At 67.1% G+C, this 15,548-nt stretch carries 17 protein-coding genes; 12 read left to right on the forward strand and 5 right to left on the reverse strand.

Going from position 1 to position 15,548, the window contains the following annotated elements; translation table 11 throughout:
• From Q0P59_RS05195 to hemF, 9 genes are all read left to right on the forward strand, one after another.
• The gene (locus Q0P59_RS05195) at positions 1 to 876 is read left to right on the forward strand and encodes a 1,4-dihydroxy-2-naphthoate polyprenyltransferase (RefSeq protein ID WP_295004284.1); all 876 of its coding nucleotides are present in this window, start codon (positions 1 to 3) and stop codon (positions 874 to 876) included.
• Positions 877 to 938: 62 nt separating this feature from the next.
• Positions 939 to 2,228: an NCS2 family permease gene (locus Q0P59_RS05200; RefSeq protein WP_295004286.1), complete on the forward strand. Its 1,290-nt coding sequence runs from the start codon at positions 939 to 941 to the stop codon at positions 2,226 to 2,228.
• 7 nt (positions 2,229 to 2,235) lie between these two features.
• A complete protein-coding gene (locus Q0P59_RS05205; RefSeq protein ID WP_295004288.1) occupies positions 2,236 to 2,790 on the forward strand; it encodes an adenine phosphoribosyltransferase in 555 nt (184 codons plus the stop codon).
• Between the two features lies 1 nt (position 2,791).
• Positions 2,792 to 3,352 (forward strand): hypoxanthine-guanine phosphoribosyltransferase, encoded by a 561-nt coding sequence (locus tag Q0P59_RS05210; protein WP_295004290.1) that lies wholly within the window; start codon positions 2,792 to 2,794, stop codon positions 3,350 to 3,352.
• Between the two features lie 121 nt (positions 3,353 to 3,473).
• Positions 3,474 to 4,502: a tRNA dihydrouridine synthase DusB gene (gene dusB, locus Q0P59_RS05215; protein ID WP_295004292.1), complete on the forward strand. Its 1,029-nt coding sequence runs from the start codon at positions 3,474 to 3,476 to the stop codon at positions 4,500 to 4,502.
• Positions 4,499 to 4,732, forward strand: coding sequence for a Fis family transcriptional regulator (locus Q0P59_RS05220; RefSeq protein WP_295004294.1), 234 nt, complete (start codon positions 4,499 to 4,501; stop codon positions 4,730 to 4,732). The genes dusB and Q0P59_RS05220 overlap by 4 nt, the downstream gene beginning before the upstream one ends.
• A gap of 9 nt (positions 4,733 to 4,741) precedes the next feature.
• Positions 4,742 to 6,334 carry a bifunctional phosphoribosylaminoimidazolecarboxamide formyltransferase/IMP cyclohydrolase gene (gene purH, locus Q0P59_RS05225; protein ID WP_295004296.1) on the forward strand — a complete coding sequence of 531 codons (1,593 nt, stop codon included), beginning with the start codon at positions 4,742 to 4,744 and terminating at the stop codon, positions 6,332 to 6,334.
• Positions 6,335 to 6,428: 94 nt separating this feature from the next.
• The gene (gene purD / locus Q0P59_RS05230; RefSeq protein ID WP_295004298.1) at positions 6,429 to 7,706 is read left to right on the forward strand and encodes a phosphoribosylamine--glycine ligase; all 1,278 of its coding nucleotides are present in this window, start codon (positions 6,429 to 6,431) and stop codon (positions 7,704 to 7,706) included.
• 95 nt (positions 7,707 to 7,801) lie between these two features.
• A complete protein-coding gene (gene hemF / locus Q0P59_RS05235; RefSeq protein WP_295004300.1) occupies positions 7,802 to 8,710 on the forward strand; it encodes an oxygen-dependent coproporphyrinogen oxidase in 909 nt (302 codons plus the stop codon).
• A gap of 79 nt (positions 8,711 to 8,789) precedes the next feature.
• On the opposite strand, the gene Q0P59_RS05240 is transcribed toward hemF, so the two are convergent.
• The 5 genes from Q0P59_RS05240 to hemC all read right to left on the reverse strand — a co-directional run bounded on the left by Q0P59_RS05240 (position 8,790) and on the right by hemC (position 13,316).
• Complete coding sequence (locus Q0P59_RS05240) at positions 8,790 to 9,029, reverse strand: hypothetical protein (protein ID WP_295004302.1); 240 nt, start codon at positions 9,027 to 9,029, stop codon at positions 8,790 to 8,792.
• A 189-nt stretch (positions 9,030 to 9,218) separates the two neighbouring features.
• Complete coding sequence (locus Q0P59_RS05245; RefSeq protein ID WP_295004304.1) at positions 9,219 to 10,403, reverse strand: heme biosynthesis protein HemY; 1,185 nt, start codon at positions 10,401 to 10,403, stop codon at positions 9,219 to 9,221.
• The gene (locus Q0P59_RS05250) at positions 10,400 to 11,443 is read right to left on the reverse strand and encodes a uroporphyrinogen-III C-methyltransferase (protein ID WP_295004306.1); all 1,044 of its coding nucleotides are present in this window, start codon (positions 11,441 to 11,443) and stop codon (positions 10,400 to 10,402) included. Before Q0P59_RS05250 ends, Q0P59_RS05245 begins: the two co-directional genes overlap by 4 nt.
• Positions 11,443 to 12,231 carry a uroporphyrinogen-III synthase gene (locus Q0P59_RS05255; protein WP_295004308.1) on the reverse strand — a complete coding sequence of 263 codons (789 nt, stop codon included), beginning with the start codon at positions 12,229 to 12,231 and terminating at the stop codon, positions 11,443 to 11,445. The genes Q0P59_RS05250 and Q0P59_RS05255 overlap by 1 nt, the downstream gene beginning before the upstream one ends.
• A 149-nt stretch (positions 12,232 to 12,380) precedes the next feature.
• Positions 12,381 to 13,316, reverse strand: a complete 936-nt coding sequence (hemC, locus tag Q0P59_RS05260) for a hydroxymethylbilane synthase (protein WP_295004310.1) — start codon at positions 13,314 to 13,316, stop codon at positions 12,381 to 12,383.
• Between hemC and Q0P59_RS05265 the strand changes: the two genes are divergently transcribed.
• Genes Q0P59_RS05265 through Q0P59_RS05275 form a run of 3 tightly spaced genes read left to right on the forward strand, consistent with a single transcriptional unit; the run spans position 13,315 to position 15,467 of the window.
• Complete coding sequence (locus Q0P59_RS05265) at positions 13,315 to 13,791, forward strand: thioredoxin family protein (RefSeq protein ID WP_295004312.1); 477 nt, start codon at positions 13,315 to 13,317, stop codon at positions 13,789 to 13,791. The genes hemC and Q0P59_RS05265 overlap by 2 nt on opposite strands.
• On the forward strand, positions 13,788 to 14,414 hold the full coding sequence (locus Q0P59_RS05270; RefSeq protein ID WP_295004313.1) for a methyltransferase domain-containing protein: 627 nt from the start codon (positions 13,788 to 13,790) through the stop codon (positions 14,412 to 14,414). The genes Q0P59_RS05265 and Q0P59_RS05270 overlap by 4 nt, the downstream gene beginning before the upstream one ends.
• A gap of 42 nt (positions 14,415 to 14,456) precedes the next feature.
• Positions 14,457 to 15,467 carry a GyrI-like domain-containing protein gene (locus Q0P59_RS05275; RefSeq protein WP_295004315.1) on the forward strand — a complete coding sequence of 337 codons (1,011 nt, stop codon included), beginning with the start codon at positions 14,457 to 14,459 and terminating at the stop codon, positions 15,465 to 15,467.
• Positions 15,468 to 15,548 lie beyond the last annotated feature (81 nt).

The raw sequence follows: 15,548 nt of genomic DNA on the forward strand, positions 1-15,548 counted from the left end.
ATGAACAAAAGCACCGCCTGGTTCCTCGCCTGTCGCCCCAAGACGCTCTCGGTCTCGCTGTCGCCCGTGCTGGTCGGCACGGCCGTCGCCTGGCATGACGTCCACGCCCTGCTCTGGCTGCCGCTGCTGGCCGCCGCGCTCGGCGCCGCCTTCATCCAGATCGGCACCAACCTGTTCAACGACGTCGGCGACTTCCTGCGCGGCACCGACACGCCCGGGCGCCTCGGTCCCCGACGCGCCACCGCCGAGGGCTGGCTGTCGCCGGGCACGGTCAAGGCCGGGGCCTGGCTCAGCTTCGCGCTGGCTTTCCTGTGCGGCATCTATCTCGTCCGCCACGGCGGCTGGCCCATCGTCGCCATCGGCCTCGCCTCGCTGGCCGCCGGCTGGGCCTACACCGGCGGCCCCAAGCCCATCGCCTACGGGCCGCTCGGCGAGGTTTTCGTGTTTGCCTTCTTCGGCCTGGTCGCCGTCGGCGGCAGCTACTACCTGCAGACGCTGACCCTTACGCCCACGGCCCTCGTCGTCGCGGCACTGGTCGGCATCCACGCCGCCGCCGTCATCACCGTCAACAACTACCGCGACCACGACGGCGACCAGGCCCACGGCAAGAACACGCTGGCCGTTCGTCTCGGCCGCCCGGCCACCCGGCATGTCTATGCGCTGGAGATGCTCGCTCCCTACGCCCTGCTGCCGGCGCTCGGCGACCTCGGCTGGCCGGCCGCCCTGCCGCTGCTGTCGCTCCCGCTCGCTCTGCGCCTGATCGCCCGCTTTTATCGCCAGCCGCCCGGCCCGGCGTTCAACCTGATTCTCGCCGCCACCGCCGGCCTGCAGCTGGTCTTTGCCTGCCTGCTCGGCCTCGCTTTCGCGTTGGTGTAAACCACAATCGCGCCGGGCCTCACATTGCGATAGAGTGCCTTGCTTTTTTCCGGGAGCAGCGCATGCTCGAACGGTTTTTCCAGCTGCAGGCCCACGGCACCACGGTCCGCACCGAAGTCCTCGCCGGCCTGACCACCTTCCTGACGATGGCCTACATCGTCTTCGTCAATCCGGACATCCTTTCCGCCGCCGGCATGCCGCGCGATGCGGTATTCGTCGCCACCTGCCTGGCCGCCGCCATCGGCACGGCGATCATGGGCCTCTACGCCAACTACCCGGTGGCCCTCGCCCCGGCCATGGGCCTCAATGCCTACTTCGCCTTCACCGTCGTCCAGGGCATGGGCTACACCTGGCAGACCGCCCTGGGCGCCGTCCTGATTTCCGGCGGACTGTTCATCCTGCTCAGCCTGTTCAAGGTGCGCGAATGGATCGTCAACGCCATTCCGACCTCGCTCAAGTATTCGATTTCCGCCGGCATCGGCCTCTTTCTCGCCATCATCGGCCTCAAGAACGCCGGCCTGATCACCGCCCATCCGGCGACGCTGCTCACCCTCGGCGACATCCACCAACCCGGCCCGCTGCTCGCCGCCGCCGGCTTCATGCTGATCGTCGCGCTGGAATACCGCAAGGTGCCGGGCGCCATCATCATCGCCATCCTCGCCGTGACCGGCGCCTCGGTCGGCCTCGGCCTCACCGAGTTCAAGGGCATCGTCGCCGCCCCGCCGTCGCTGGCCCCGACCTTCATGCAGCTCGACCTTGCCGGCGCCCTGAATGCCGGCCTGCTCGCCGTCGTCCTCACCTTCTTCATGGTCGAGCTGTTCGATGCCTCCGGCACCCTGGTCGGCGTCTGCCACCGCGCCGGCCTGCTCGACAAGGACGGCAAGCTGCCTCGCCTGCGCAAGGCCCTGCTCGCCGATTCTGTCGCCATCAGCGCCGGCGCCCTGCTCGGCACCTCGTCGACCACCGCCTACATCGAATCGGCGGCCGGCACCGCCGCCGGCGGGCGCACCGGCCTGACCGCCGTGGTCGTCGCCCTGCTCTTCCTGTGCTGCATCGTCTTCGCGCCGCTCGCCGGCACCGTGCCGGCCTACGCCACGGCGCCGGCCTTGTGCTACGTCGCCATCCTGATGTCGCGCGGCCTCGCCGAAATCCACTGGGACGACCTGACCGAGGCGACTCCCGCCGTCGTCACCGCGATCACCATCCCGTTCACCTTCTCGATCGCCCACGGCATTTCCTTCGGCTTCATTTCCTATGTCGCGATCAAGGCGCTGTCCGGCCGCGCCCGCGATGTCTCGCCGACGGTGGCCGTCATCGCCGCCGCCTTCGTCGCCAAATTCGCCCTGCTCTGAGCTCGCCATGAACCACGCCCCCCTGCCCGACACCGGCTACCTGAAAGCCCGCATCCGCACCGTTCCGGACTGGCCCGAGCCGGGCGTGCAGTTCCGCGACATCACGCCGCTGCTGCAGGACCCGCGCGCCTTCCGCGTGCTCGTCGACGCTTTCGTGCTGCGCTACATGGAAGACCGGATCGACGTCGTCGCCGGCATCGATGCGCGCGGCTTCATCCTCGGCGCCGTCGTCGCCCACCAGCTGAACAAGGGCTTCGTGCCGGTGCGCAAGAAGGGCAAGCTGCCGTTCTCGACGGTGAGCGAGGAATACGAACTGGAATACGGCAACGCCACCGTCGAAATCCACACCGACGCGATCAAGGCCGGCGACCGCGTGCTGCTCATCGACGACCTGATCGCCACCGGCGGCACCATGATGGCCGGCGCCCGGCTGATCCAGCGCCTGGGCGGCACCATTGTCGAAGCCGCCGCCATCGTCGACCTGCCCGAACTCGGCGGCTCCCGGCTGCTCAAGGCCGCCGGCCTGCCCATCTTTACCGTTTGCGAATTTGAAGGACACTGACATGACCGTCGACATCAACGAAATCAAGCGCGCGATGGCCGAGGCCGACTGCCTGGCCACGCCGCAACAGGTCGATGCCGCGCTCGACCGCATGGCCGCAGCCATCACCGCCGAGCTCGCCGACAGCGCACCGCTGGTCTATTCGGTCATGAACGGGGGCCTGGTCGTCGCCGGCCAGCTGCTCGCCCGCCTGAACTTCCCGCTGGAAGTGAGCTACCTGCACGCCAGCCGCTATGGCATGCAGCTGCAGGGCAACAGCCTGCTCGACTGGCGGGTCCGCCCGGCGCAGGAGCTGAAGGGGCGCACCGTCCTGGTCATCGACGACATCCTCGATGAAGGCCACACCCTGAAAGCCATCTGCCAGCACCTGGGCGAGGAAGGCGCGGCCCGCGTGCTGACCGCCGTGCTGGTGCACAAGGACCATGACCGCAAGGCCGAGCCGGGCATGCGCGCCGACTTCACCGGCCTCGATATTGCCGATCGTTTCCTGTTCGGCTGCGGCATGGACTACAAGGGCTACTGGCGCAATGCGCCGGGCATCTACGCGCTCAAAGGTCATTAAAAATCAATCGTCAAGCCGGGGCGCCGGGATGCAAATCGATGCCCCTCTGACTATTTTTTAGGCGGCAATTGCGCTACAATCCGCCGCTTCCCAAAATTTGCTTGAACGCACCCGCTCGCCCATGGAATTTGCCGGTTTTACCTTGCGCAACAATCTCTTCGTCGCACCGATGGCGGGCGTCACGGATCGTCCGTTTCGCCAGCTGTGCAAGAAGATGGGCGCCGGACTGGCCGTTTCCGAGATGGTCACCTCGAACTCGCTGCTCTACGGCAGCGCCAAGACGCTGCGCCGGGCCAACCACACCGGCGAGGTCGATCCGATCTCGGTGCAGATCGCCGGCGCCGATCCGAAGATGATGGCAGAGGCGGCCAGGCACAACGTCGACAACGGCGCCCAGATCATCGACATCAACATGGGCTGCCCGGCCAAGAAGGTGTGCAACGTGATGGCCGGCTCGGCGCTGATGCAGCACGAGCAGCTGGTCGGCGAGATCCTCGATGCCGTGGTCGGTGCCGTGCCCGACACGCCGGTGACGCTGAAATTCCGCACCGGCTGGAATATCGCCAACAAGAATGCGCCGAACATCGCGCGCATCGCCGAAAACGCCGGCATCCGCGCCGTCGCCATCCACGGCCGCACGCGCTGCCAGCAATACACCGGCGAAGCCGAATACGACACCATCGCCTACGTGAAAACGCTGGTGAAGATTCCGGTCATCGCCAACGGCGACATCACGACGCCCGAGAAGGCCAGGCACGTCCTCGACGTCACCGGCGCCGACGGCGTGATGATCGGCCGCGCCGCCCAGGGCCGCCCCTGGCTGTTCCGCGAGATCGAACACTACCTGAAGACCGGCGAAAAAATGGCGCCGGCGCCGGTCGGCGAGATCCACGCCATCCTGATGGCGCATCTCGAAGACCTCTACGATTTCTACGGCCTGGACACGGGGGTCAAGGTCGCGAGAAAGCACATCTCCTGGTACACCAAGGGCCTGATCGGCTCGGCGGCGTTCCGCAAGGTGATGAACACGCTGCCGACGGTGGAATTGCAGCACCAGGCCGTGAACGAGTTTTTCCTGCGTTACGCGGAGGAACACGATCATCTGCAGTATGAAGAAAACAAAACACAAGAGGAGGCGTTGGCAGCATGAGCCAACATGATCTGGGGAAGTGCGTCGTGAACGCACTGGAGCAGTATTTCAGGGACCTGGACGGCGAAAGCCCGTCCGCCATCTACGACATGGTCCTCAAGAGCGTGGAAAAGCCGATGCTGGAAGTCGTGCTGGCCAAGGCCGGCAGCAACCAGACGCTGGCCGCCGAGATGCTGGGCATCAACCGCAACACGCTGCGCAAGAAACTCACCGAACATTCACTTCTGTAAGCCACGACCATGACCATCAAGCAAGCGCTGATTTCCGTCTCCGACAAGACGGGTGTTCTCGAATTCGCCCAGGGCCTCGCCGCGCAAGGCGTCAAGCTGCTGTCCACCGGCGGCACCGCCAAGATGCTGCGCGACGCCGGCCTGGAAGTCACCGAAATCGGCGACTACACCGGCTTCCCGGAAATGCTCGACGGCCGCGTCAAGACCCTGCACCCGAAGGTGCACGGCGGCATCCTGGCCCGTCGTGATCTGCCCGAGCACCTGGCGACCATCGCCGAGCATGGCATCCCGACCATCGACCTGGTCTGCGTGAACCTCTACCCGTTCGCCGCCACCATCGCCAAGCCGGGCGTGACGCTGGAAGACGCCATCGAGAACATCGACATCGGCGGCCCGGCCATGGTCCGTTCCTCGGCCAAGAACTACAACGGCGTCGCCATCGTGACCGACCCGTCCGATTACCAGCCGCTGCTCGACGAGATGAAGGCCAACGGTGGCGCGCTGCAACTGGCCACCCGCTTCGGCCTGGCCAAGAAGGCCTTCACGCATACCGCGCGCTACGACAGCATGATCGCCAACTGGCTGACCGGCCTCGACGAAGGCGCCGAAAGCAAGCCGGCCGACGCCGCACCGCTGCCCTCCGTGTTCCCGGCCAAGCTGCAACTGGCCTTCGACCGCACCGAAATCCTGCGCTACGGCGAGAACGCTCACCAGCAGGCTGCCTTCTACCGCGACACCGTCGCGCTGCCGGGCAGCATCGCCGCCTACACCCAGCTGCAGGGCAAGGAACTGTCCTACAACAACATCGCCGATTCCGATGCCGCCTGGGAATGCGTCAAGGCCTTCGACGCCCCGGCCTGCGTCATCATCAAGCACGCCAACCCGTGCGGCGTGGCCATCGACGGCAAGCTGCTCGGCGCCTACGAAAAGGCCTTCAAGACCGACTCGACCTCCGCCTTCGGCGGCATCATCGCCTTCAACGGCGAAGTCGGCATCGACGTCGTCAACGCCATGAACGAGCGCAAGCACTTCGTCGAAGTGCTGATCGCCCCGTCCTTCACCGCCGAAGCCAAGGCAGCGCTCGCTGCCAAGCAGAACCTGCGCGTGCTGGTCGTGCCGCTCGGCCGCGACCTCAACAAGCTTGAGCTCAAGCGCGTCGGCGGCGGCCTGCTGGTGCAGACGGCCGACGACTTCACCGCCCAGGCTTCCGGCCTCAAGGTGGTCACCAAGGTCCAGCCGACCGCCCAGCAGATCGAAGACCTGCTCTTCGCCGAGCGCGTTGCCAAGTTCGTCAAGTCCAACGCCATCGTCTTCTGCGGCGGCGGCATGACCCTGGGCGTCGGCGCCGGCCAGATGAGCCGCGTCGATTCGACCAAGATCGCCAGCATCAAGGCGCAGAACGCCGGCCTGCCGCTCAAGGGCTCGGTCGTCGCTTCCGACGCCTTCTTCCCGTTCCGCGACGGCCTCGACGTGCTGGCCGAAGCCGGCGCCGTCGCCGTCATCCAGCCGGGCGGCTCGATGCGCGACGAGGAAGTCATCGCGGCAGCCGACGAACACGGCATCGCCATGGTGTTCACGGGCGCCCGCCACTTCCGACACTAAAGGCAGTCGCGAGTCGTTAGTTGCTAGTCGCTGGCAACCCCTCGCTAACAACTAACGACGAATAACCAACGACTAGCAACTAGGAACTAGCACAATGAAACTACTGGTAATCGGTTCCGGCGGCCGCGAGCACGCCATGGCCTGGCGCCTGGCGCAGACCCCCGGCCTGCAGAAGGTGTTCGTCGCCCCCGGCAATGCCGGCACGGCGCGCGAGCACGAGCTGGAAAACATCGACATCACCGATCCGGAAGCGCTGGCCGATTTCGCCGAGCAGAACAAAATCCACCTCACGCTGGTCGGCCCCGAGGCCCCGCTGGCGGCCGGCGTGGTCAATGTCTTCCGCAACCGCGGCCTGAAGATCTTCGGCCCGACCAGGGAAGCCGCCCAGCTCGAGTCCTCCAAGGACTTCGCCAAGCGCTTCATGGCCCGCCACAACATCCCGACCGCCGGCTTCGAGACCTTCTCGGATGCCGCCGCGGCCCACGCCTACATCGACCGCCAGGGCGCCCCCATCGTCATCAAGGCCGACGGCCTGGCCGCCGGCAAGGGCGTCGTCGTCGCCATGAGCCTCGACGAAGCGCACGCCGCCATCGACGACATGCTGTCCGGCAACAAGCTGGGCGATGCCGGTGCCCGCGTCGTCATCGAGGACTTCCTCGACGGCGAGGAAGCCAGCTTCATCGTCATGGTCGACGGCAAGAACGTGCTCGCCCTGGCCTCCAGCCAGGACCACAAGCGCATCTTCGACGGCGACCAGGGCCCGAACACCGGCGGCATGGGCGCCTACTCCCCGGCTCCGTGCGTCACCCCGGAAGTGCATGCCAAGGCGATGCGCGAAATCATCCTGCCGACGGTGCGCGGCATGGCGGCCGACGGCATCCCCTTCACCGGTTTCCTCTACGCCGGCCTGATGATCGGCAAGGACGGCTCGGTCAAGACGCTGGAATTCAACTGCCGCATGGGCGACCCGGAAACCCAGCCGATCCTGATGCGCCTGAAGTCCGACTTCGTCGATCTGCTCGAACACGGCATCGCCGGCACCCTCGACCAGGTCGAGGCCGAATGGGACCGCCGCATCGCGCTGGGCGTCGTGCTCGCCGCCGCCAATTACCCGGACACCCCGAAAAAGGGCGACGTCATCGGCGGCCTGCCCAAGGGCAACAGCTTCGGCGACGACTGCCACGTCTTCCATGCCGGCACGGCCGACAAGGACGGCCAGGCGGTGACCGCCGGCGGCCGCGTGCTGTGCGTCACGGCGCTCGGCGAAAACGTCAAGCTGGCCCAGAAGGCTGCCTACGAGGCCGCCGCCCAGATCGCCTGGGAGGGCATGCAGTACCGCAAGGACATCGGCTACCGGGCGATCGGCCGCTGACAGCGCGCGGTCGGGGCACCGGCCGGCAGAAAAACGACAATCGGGCGGCTCACGCCATGCATGAGCCGCCCGTTGCACATCCAACGGAGACAACCATGGACACCACCCGCCTCAAGGATTACTTCACCGGCCTGCAAAGCCGCATCGTCGGCGAACTGGAGGCTTTCGACGGCCAGCCGTTCCGCACCGACAGCTGGGTTCGACCGGAAGGCGGCGGCGGCGTTTCGCGACTGATCGAGGAAGGCGATTTCTTCGAACGCGGCGGCGTCAATTTCTCGCACGTCACCGGCAACTCCCTGCCCGCCTCGGCCACCGCCGTGCGCCCGCAACTGGCCGGCCGCTCGTGGGAAGCGATGGGCGTCTCGCTGGTCCTCCACCCGCGCAACCCCTACTGCCCGACGGCGCACATGAACGTGCGCAGCTTCGTCGCCAGCAAGGCAGGCGAAGACGATGTCTGGTGGTTCGGCGGCGGCATGGACATGACGCCCTATTACGGCCAGCGGGAAGACGTGGCTCATTTCCACCGCAGCTGCCGCGATGCGCTGGCCCCGTTCGGCGACGATGTTTACGCCAAATACAAAGGGTGGTGCGACGACTACTTCTTCCTCAAGCACCGCAACGAGCCGCGCGGCGTCGGCGGCGTTTTCTTCGACGATCTCAACGAAGGCGGTTTCGAGCGCTGTTTCAGCCTGACGCAATCCGTCGGCGACGCCTTCACCCGGGCCTACCTCCCGGTCCTGGCCAAGCGCCGCGACACGCCCTACGGCGAGCGCGAGCGCGACTTCCAGGCCTACCGTCGCGGGCGCTACGTCGAATTCAATCTCGTCTGGGACCGCGGCACGCTGTTCGGCCTGCAGTCCGGCGGGCGCACCGAGTCGATCCTGATGTCCCTGCCGCCCGTCGTCAAATGGCGCTACGACTGGAAACCGGAAGCCGGCAGCCCGGAAGCCGAACTGTACGAGGTCTTCCTCAAGCCGCAGGACTGGCTGGAGGGCAGTTGCTAGTCATTGGTTGCTAGCGAATCGTTGAGGGCGCCAAGGCGCCCTCTGTTTTTGCTAGCAACGAATAACTAATGACTAGCAACTATTTCAGCTTGCCCTTGACCACACGGACACGCGTCGGGTCCTTGACCCCCATTTTCCCGCCCCCGCCCGCCAGGTTGCCGCAGGCGCAGGCGGCCTTGATGTGCGGCACCGAATTGACGACCACCGCGCATTCGAGGCATTCGTAATAGACGTCGCCACCGGTCGGGAGCGCATGCGGATCGGGAGCCGGCTCGACCGGGTAGAAATTGTAGATTTTCCGCAGATCGATATTCAGCATTTTCCCTCTCCTCGTCTTGGGTGCGCCTTGTAGCCTAGCCCAGAGATTGCGGAACAAAATGAAAGCGAAGAATTTGCGTTGCCGGCTAGGCGCGAACCACAGCGATAGCCGAAGCTATCGCGAGGATGAGCAACAACGCCAGCAGCGCAAAGGCGAGTTTTCATGTTCCGTAATCTCTGGGCTGGGCTACTAGCTTGCGTTGAGCTGGGCGCTGGCCCGGTAGTGTTTGTTGGCTTCGTCCGCCTTGTCGAGTTCGTCGAGCAGGCGGGCCAGCGCGAGATGCGCCTCCTGCGTCGCCCGGACCGACAACGACGCTTCCAGGTAACTTTGCGCCTTGCCCCACAGGCGCTGGCGCTGGCACATCCGGCCCAGGGCGAGCAGCAGCACGGCATCGCCCGGATGATGGAGCAGCCAGCCTTCCGCCCGGGCAATGCGGGTCGTCTGTTCGCCGCGCGCCAGGCGGCCGTAGATGGCGGCCAGTTCCGATTGCCAGGCGTCGCCGCCGGCCTTGTCGAGCGCCGCCTCGATCAGCTTCTGCGCTTCGCCCTCGGTATCGAGCGCGGTCAGCGCCTTGGCCGCCGCCAGCGACACGCGCCGGCCGCGCTCTTCCTCCGGCAGGCCGCGCAGGTAGGCGACCAGTTGTCCCTGATCGCTGCGGCGCTTGGCGATATTGGCCAGATGCGCCTGGGTGCGGATTTCCACCACCACTTCCGGCGGCAGCGCGTCGCGCTTGGCCAGCTGGCGTACCAGCTTGAGCACGCCGTCCCAGTCGCCACTGCCCTGGCGCGCCCGCAACTCCAGGCGCAGCGCGGCGATATGCCGCCCCAGCTTGCCCTGCAGACGCCCCAGGGCAGCCAGGGCATCGGCGAAGCGGCGTTCCTCGTTGGCCATTTCGGCATCGAGCATCAGGGTGGCGGCTTCGGTCCGCGGGTCGTCGGTCCTGGCATGCTCCAGCCAGTATTGCTGCTTTTCCGGCTCGCGCATGCGCTGGGCGGCCCGCGCGGCAATCAAGGCCGACAGGCCGGGCGCCGTGCCGGCACCGTGGGCTTCGCCGGCCCTCTTCATGGCCTGCCCGAAGCGTCCCTCGAAGAGCAGGCGCACGGCATCCTGGAATACCTGCCCGGCCTGATCGCGCTGACGACGGGCACGATAGTCGCGGACCCGTTTCGGCAGCCCGAGGGTCGCCGAGGTGACGCGCATCGCCGCGTAGAAGGCGAGGAAGAGGCCGAACAGCAGCACGACGAATAGGTTCAGCGAAATCTCGACGCGCCACGGCGGCACCACGAGCAACAGGTAGCCGTCGTTCAAGCGGGCGCCGAGGGCGACCGCAACGGCTGCCACGAACAGGACAACGACCCAGAACAGCCCTCTCACCGCTTGTCCCTGCCCTGGCGCAGGCTGCGCAACGCGGCCTGGGTGTCGTTCAAATTCGGGAGCTCGACATTGATCTCGGCCGCCGACATCTGGCGCAGCGTCGATTGCGCCGATGCAACCGCCTTGTCATTGGCATCGAAGTGCTTGCCCAGCCACTCCTGGGCGACCTTCAACTCGTTGCGGTAGGTCCATTGGTCGCGCGAAAACAGGGCCAGGCGGGCGTTGAGCAGGCGCAGCTTGAGGTTTTCGCGCAGGAAATAGCCCTGGCCGGGCGCGAGCAGCGCCGGGTCCTCGCGGTCGAAACGCTGGATGCGGACCAGTCCCTTGAGTTCCTGCCAGACCTCGCCGCCGGTGCGCTGCCACCACGGGGCGGCGGCCACGGCCTTCTGGGCTTCGCTCTTCTCCACCGGGCGCCCGTAGGCGGTCAGCGGCAGCTTGTCGATGCCGTGAATCAACTGCTCGAGACGCAGGCTGACGCCGGGCATATCGACGAAGGGCAGCGCGTTCAGGCGCTCGAGATCCTTGGCCAGCGCCTTGCGCAGCGGCAGATGGGCCGGACGGTCGAGGCGGGCCAGGCGCGAGTCGGCGGTCTGCAGGGCGAGCACCGCGACCGGCACGTTGCCGGCCAGCTGCAGTTGCTGCCCGGCCAGCGTGATGGCCTGCTCGACCTCGAGCAGGGTCGCTTCCTCGCGGCCGCGGGCGATATCCTGGTTCAGCGTCTTGAGCGCCTCGGTCTGCGCCTGGAATTCGGCGAAACGACCTTCGAAGGCGCCGAGCTTGGCCTGCAGCGCCTCGAGCTGCTCGCGCGTCTGCTTCTGGGCGCCGCGCTCTTCCTTGTGGCCGGTATCGAAGTCGCCCAGCTGGCGGCTGACTTCCTGCTGCAGGTCGTTCAGTTTCTGGCGGGTTTCGAACCATTGCCAGCCGGCCAGGGCCAGGGCGGCGACGGCAACGGCCAGGCTCAGTCCGAGACGACCGGAGCGGCGTGACGAAAGCGGCGTGGGAGCGGGACTCTGGAGGGGGGAAGTATCGTTGTCAGGCATCATTTCGGCCAATTATAAGCACCTAAGCCGGCAAGAATGCCGGCGTCGGCGGCATCGGTGAGGATAATGTTGCTTAAACCCAAAGCCCGGGCATTTTCGGCGATCCGGAAATGCGGCACGAACAGCGGGGTGGCGTGCAGGAAAGCCCGGCCTTCGTCGTCGAGCCGGTCGACCAGGTAGCGCAAGCCCTCGCTGCTCGAGACCGTGAGCGCATCGAGGCGCCCCTCCCGCCAGGCCGACAGCAGCGGCGCCAGACCGGCGGACGGGCCGGAGCGGCGGTAGCAGGTCACGCAATCGACCGTTGCGCCGCGTGCGCGCAAGGTATCCGCGAGCAGTTCGCGGCCGCCGTCGCCGCGAAAAATGGCGACGCGGCGCCCATTGACCCGCTCGCCGGCCAGTTCGGGGAGTTCGAGCAAGGCTTCCGAATCGAAGCGCTGGGTCGGCGCGACGCAACCGGCGACGCCGTGCAGCGCCAGCGCCTTGACCGTTCCCTGGCCGACGGCCGCCGGCACCAGGGCGGCCGGCCAGGCAGCGCGCTCGAGAATGGCGGGCAAGGCGTAATCGACGGCGTTCGGGCTGATGAACACGGCCAGCGCATAGTCGGCCAGCCGGTCCACGGCATCGGCCAGCGGGCGCGGGTCGCTCGCCGGCGCGATCTCGAGCAGGGGGAAAACCAGCGGCCTGCCGCCGGCCGCCGCAATGGCCTCGGCCAGCGGTGCCGCCTGCGCCAGCGGCCGGGTGACGACGATGGTTCGGCCGATCAGCGGGCCGCCAGTGCTGTGCCGCATGTTATGGAGTGCCGGACGAAACCGATGCAGCCGGACTCGCGGCAAGGCGCAAACCGCGATACCCCGCGCTATCGCGAGGACTTGCCAGGCCGCCACGGAGGCAACTACGCGGTTTTATGACCCGAATAGCGTGCGACACAACACTCGGCTCATTTGCAGTGGGCGAGTTTTTCCAGGATGGCGTCGGCGCCCTGGGCGCGCAGCTCGGCGGCCAGCTTGAGGCCCAGCGCTTCGTCGTCGGCCGGGTTGCCGCGCAATTCGGCGCTGACCATTTCCTTGCCGTCGGCGGTGGCGACGAATCCGCGCAGCCACAGCTGGCCGTTGTCGATCACCGCGTAGCCGCCCAGCGGCACCTGGCAGGAGCCGCCGAGGGCGCGCGAGAAGGCGCGCTCGGCCTTGACGCAGTGAGCCGTATCGGCATCGTTGAGCGGCGCGACGACGCCGGCCATGGCGGCATCGCCGTCGACCAGCTCGATGCCCAGCGCGCCCTGGCCCGGCGCCGGCAGCGACTGCTCCGGCGTCAGCACGGCCTTGATGCGCTCCTTGAGGCCGAGGCGGATCAGGCCGGCGGCGGCGAGGATGATCGCGTCGTACTCGCCGGCATCCAGCTTGCGCAGGCGGGTATCGAGGTTGCCGCGCAGGCTCTTGATCACCAGCTGCGGGTATCTGGCGCGCAGGATGGCTTCGCGGCGCAGGCTGGAGGTGCCGACCACGGCGCCGGCCGGCAGGTCGTCGAGGCCGTTGTATTTGTTCGAGACGAAGGCGTCGCGCGGGTTCTCGCGGGCCGAGATGGCGGCCAGCACGAAGCCTTCCGGCATCACCATCGGCACGTCCTTCATCGAATGCACGGCGAGATGGGCCTTGCCTTCCTGCATGGCGACTTCCAGCTCCTTGATGAACAGGCCCTTGCCGCCGATTTCGGCGAGCGGGCGATCAAGAATCTGGTCACCCTTGGTGGTCATGCCTAGAATGACCACTTCGGCTCCCGGATTGAGTTCGGACAGGCGGCCTTGGACATGAACGGCCTGCCACATGGCAAGGCGGGATTCGCGGGAGGCAATGACGATTTTGGAAGGAACGGACATGGTGCGTCACTTGGCAGGGCTTTTGGGAGGGCTGATTCTAGCATGCGCCCCCGCTGCCGCTCTTGATCCATCCGGTGTTCCGCCGGCGCGCGACCTGCGCGCCGAGTCCGCCGCCGCCGCGCAGGCCGGCGTGCCGCTAGTCGTCATCTACAGCCGCGACGACTGCAAGTTCTGCACCGCGATCAAGCGCGACTACCTGGAACCGATGAGCCGCCAGCCGCGCAACGGCAAGCGCCCGGTCATCCGCGAAATCCGCCAGGACAGCGAACAGGCGCTGATCGCCTTCGGCGGCGAAAAAACCACCCACGCCCGCTTTGCCGGCGACGAAAAGATCAGGCTGGTGCCGGTGGTCGCCTTCTACGGCCCGGATGGCCGGCAACTCGCCGACCCCATCGTCGGCGCCCGCCTACCCGACTTCTACCAGAGCTATCTCGACGACGGCATCGACAACGCCAGCAAGAAACTGCGGAAATGAACCAGGAAACCGACACCTCGCCCCCCGAAAAATCCGCCGACCAGCGACCGGAGCACCCGGATTTCTGGAGCAAGCGTTTCGGCGCCGGCACCACCCCCTGGGACGCCGGCAAGGTGCCCGACGATTTTTCCGCCTTCGTCGGCCGGCAAGCGGCGCCGCTGCGCACGCTCATCCCCGGCTGCGGCAGCGCCTGGGAAGCCGCTCACCTCGCCGCCCGCCAATGGCCGGTCAGCGCGCTCGACTTCTCGCCGGTGGCCATCGAAACGGCCCGCGGCATCCTCGGCGACGCCCCGGTCGACCTGGTGTGCGCCGATTTCTTCCAGTGGCAACCGCCGGCAGCGCTCGACCTCATCTACGAACGCGCCTTCCTCTGTGCCCTGCCGCGCAAGCTGTGGGACGACTGGGGCCGACGCGTCGCCGAACTGCTGCCGGCCGGCGGCCTGCTCGCCGGTTATTTCTTCGTCTGCGACCAGCTCAAGGGGCCGCCTTTCGGCATCCTGCCGGAACAGCTCGAGGCCCTGCTGCAGCCGGCCTTCGAGCGACTCGAGGAGCGCCCGGCGGCCGACTCGATCCCCGTCTTCGCCGGCCGCGAGCGCTGGCAGGTCTGGCGGCGCAAGGGCTGAGCGCGGTGTTCGAGATGAGCGCCGGCCCGGCGCGCCGCTGACATGGCACAGCCGCCCCGTCGCCTCGGTCGCCCCCTGCGCGGCGCGACCGTCCGCCGCGAACGGCCGACGCCGCTGGCCGCCTATACGCAGCGGATGAACCGCGTCCTCGACCATATCGACGCCCACCTCGACGAGGCGCTGGAAGTCGCAGCGCTGGCCGAAGTCGCCCATTTCTCGCCGTACCACTTCCACCGGGTTTTTTCCGCCTGGATGGGCGAGACGCTGGGCGACTACGTGCGCCGCCGCCGTCTCGAGATCGCCGCCGCCCGGCTGGCCGGCCAGCTTGGGCAACCGATCCTGCACATCGCACTGGGCGTCGGCTTCGGCTCCGGCGAAGCCTTTTCGCGCGCCTTCAAACTGCATTTCGGACAAACCCCGAGCGCCTGGCGGGCGACCACCGCGGCACGCTGGAACAGCGAACTGCTGCATGTCCGCCGTCGGAGCAATCCCGATCAGGTCCTGCGCAAGCCGGATCAGGAGGCGAATGCGACAGAACGTGACAATCCTGGGGTCTTCAACCCACCTCTCCAGGAGTTCAGCATGCAAGTCACCCTCGCCACCCTGCCCCCGACCCGCGTCGCCTACCTGCGGCACATCGGCCCCTATGGCCCGTCGATCGCCGCCTTCTGGCAACAGCAATTCCTGCCCTGGATGCGCGCCAAGCAGCTGGAGGGCCGCCCCTGCTACGGCATCGGCCACGACGACCCGGGGATCACCGCCCCGGCCAACTGCCGCTACGATGCCTGCGTCGAGATTCCCGCCGATTTCCACCCCGGCGGGCAGGCCGGCGTCGCCCTGCTGCCTGGCGGAGCTTACGCGCTGGCCGCCTACCGCGGCGACGGCCCGGGCATCGGCCGGGCGTGGATCGAATTCCTGCGCGACTGGCTACCCGGCAGCGGACTGCAGATCGACAGCCGCCCGTTCTTCGAGCACTACCCGGTCGATGCCGAAAATGACCCGGTGACCGGGATATTCAGCTGCCAGCTGTGCATTCCGGTCAAGCCCCTGTAGTGGTCTGCTTCGTAATTGGCCGGACTGAATGAAAGTGCCGGATTTGCCACTCCGGCTAGGCGCGAACCGCAGCGATAGCCG

The organism is uncultured Dechloromonas sp., assembly GCF_945957265.1.
In the GTDB taxonomy this organism is placed as follows: domain Bacteria; phylum Pseudomonadota; class Gammaproteobacteria; order Burkholderiales; family Rhodocyclaceae; genus Azonexus.

Coding starts and splice junctions, on each gene's coding strand:
- Q0P59_RS05195 (WP_295004284.1), top strand. CDS start 1: ATGAACAAAAGCACCGCCTGGTTCCTCGCCTGTCGCCCCAAGACGCTC.
- Q0P59_RS05200 (WP_295004286.1), top strand. CDS start 939: ATGCTCGAACGGTTTTTCCAGCTGCAGGCCCACGGCACCACGGTCCGC.
- Q0P59_RS05205 (WP_295004288.1), top strand. CDS start 2,236: ATGAACCACGCCCCCCTGCCCGACACCGGCTACCTGAAAGCCCGCATC.
- Q0P59_RS05210 (WP_295004290.1), top strand. CDS start 2,792: ATGACCGTCGACATCAACGAAATCAAGCGCGCGATGGCCGAGGCCGAC.
- dusB (WP_295004292.1), top strand. CDS start 3,474: ATGGAATTTGCCGGTTTTACCTTGCGCAACAATCTCTTCGTCGCACCG.
- Q0P59_RS05220 (WP_295004294.1), top strand. CDS start 4,499: ATGAGCCAACATGATCTGGGGAAGTGCGTCGTGAACGCACTGGAGCAG.
- purH (WP_295004296.1), top strand. CDS start 4,742: ATGACCATCAAGCAAGCGCTGATTTCCGTCTCCGACAAGACGGGTGTT.
- purD (WP_295004298.1), top strand. CDS start 6,429: ATGAAACTACTGGTAATCGGTTCCGGCGGCCGCGAGCACGCCATGGCC.
- hemF (WP_295004300.1), top strand. CDS start 7,802: ATGGACACCACCCGCCTCAAGGATTACTTCACCGGCCTGCAAAGCCGC.
- Q0P59_RS05240 (WP_295004302.1), bottom strand. CDS start 9,029: ATGCTGAATATCGATCTGCGGAAAATCTACAATTTCTACCCGGTCGAG.
- Q0P59_RS05250 (WP_295004306.1), bottom strand. CDS start 11,443: ATGCCTGACAACGATACTTCCCCCCTCCAGAGTCCCGCTCCCACGCCG.
- Q0P59_RS05255 (WP_295004308.1), bottom strand. CDS start 12,231: ATGCGGCACAGCACTGGCGGCCCGCTGATCGGCCGAACCATCGTCGTC.
- Q0P59_RS05265 (WP_295004312.1), top strand. CDS start 13,315: ATGGTGCGTCACTTGGCAGGGCTTTTGGGAGGGCTGATTCTAGCATGC.
- hemC (WP_295004310.1), bottom strand. CDS start 13,316: ATGTCCGTTCCTTCCAAAATCGTCATTGCCTCCCGCGAATCCCGCCTT.
- Q0P59_RS05270 (WP_295004313.1), top strand. CDS start 13,788: ATGAACCAGGAAACCGACACCTCGCCCCCCGAAAAATCCGCCGACCAG.
- Q0P59_RS05275 (WP_295004315.1), top strand. CDS start 14,457: ATGGCACAGCCGCCCCGTCGCCTCGGTCGCCCCCTGCGCGGCGCGACC.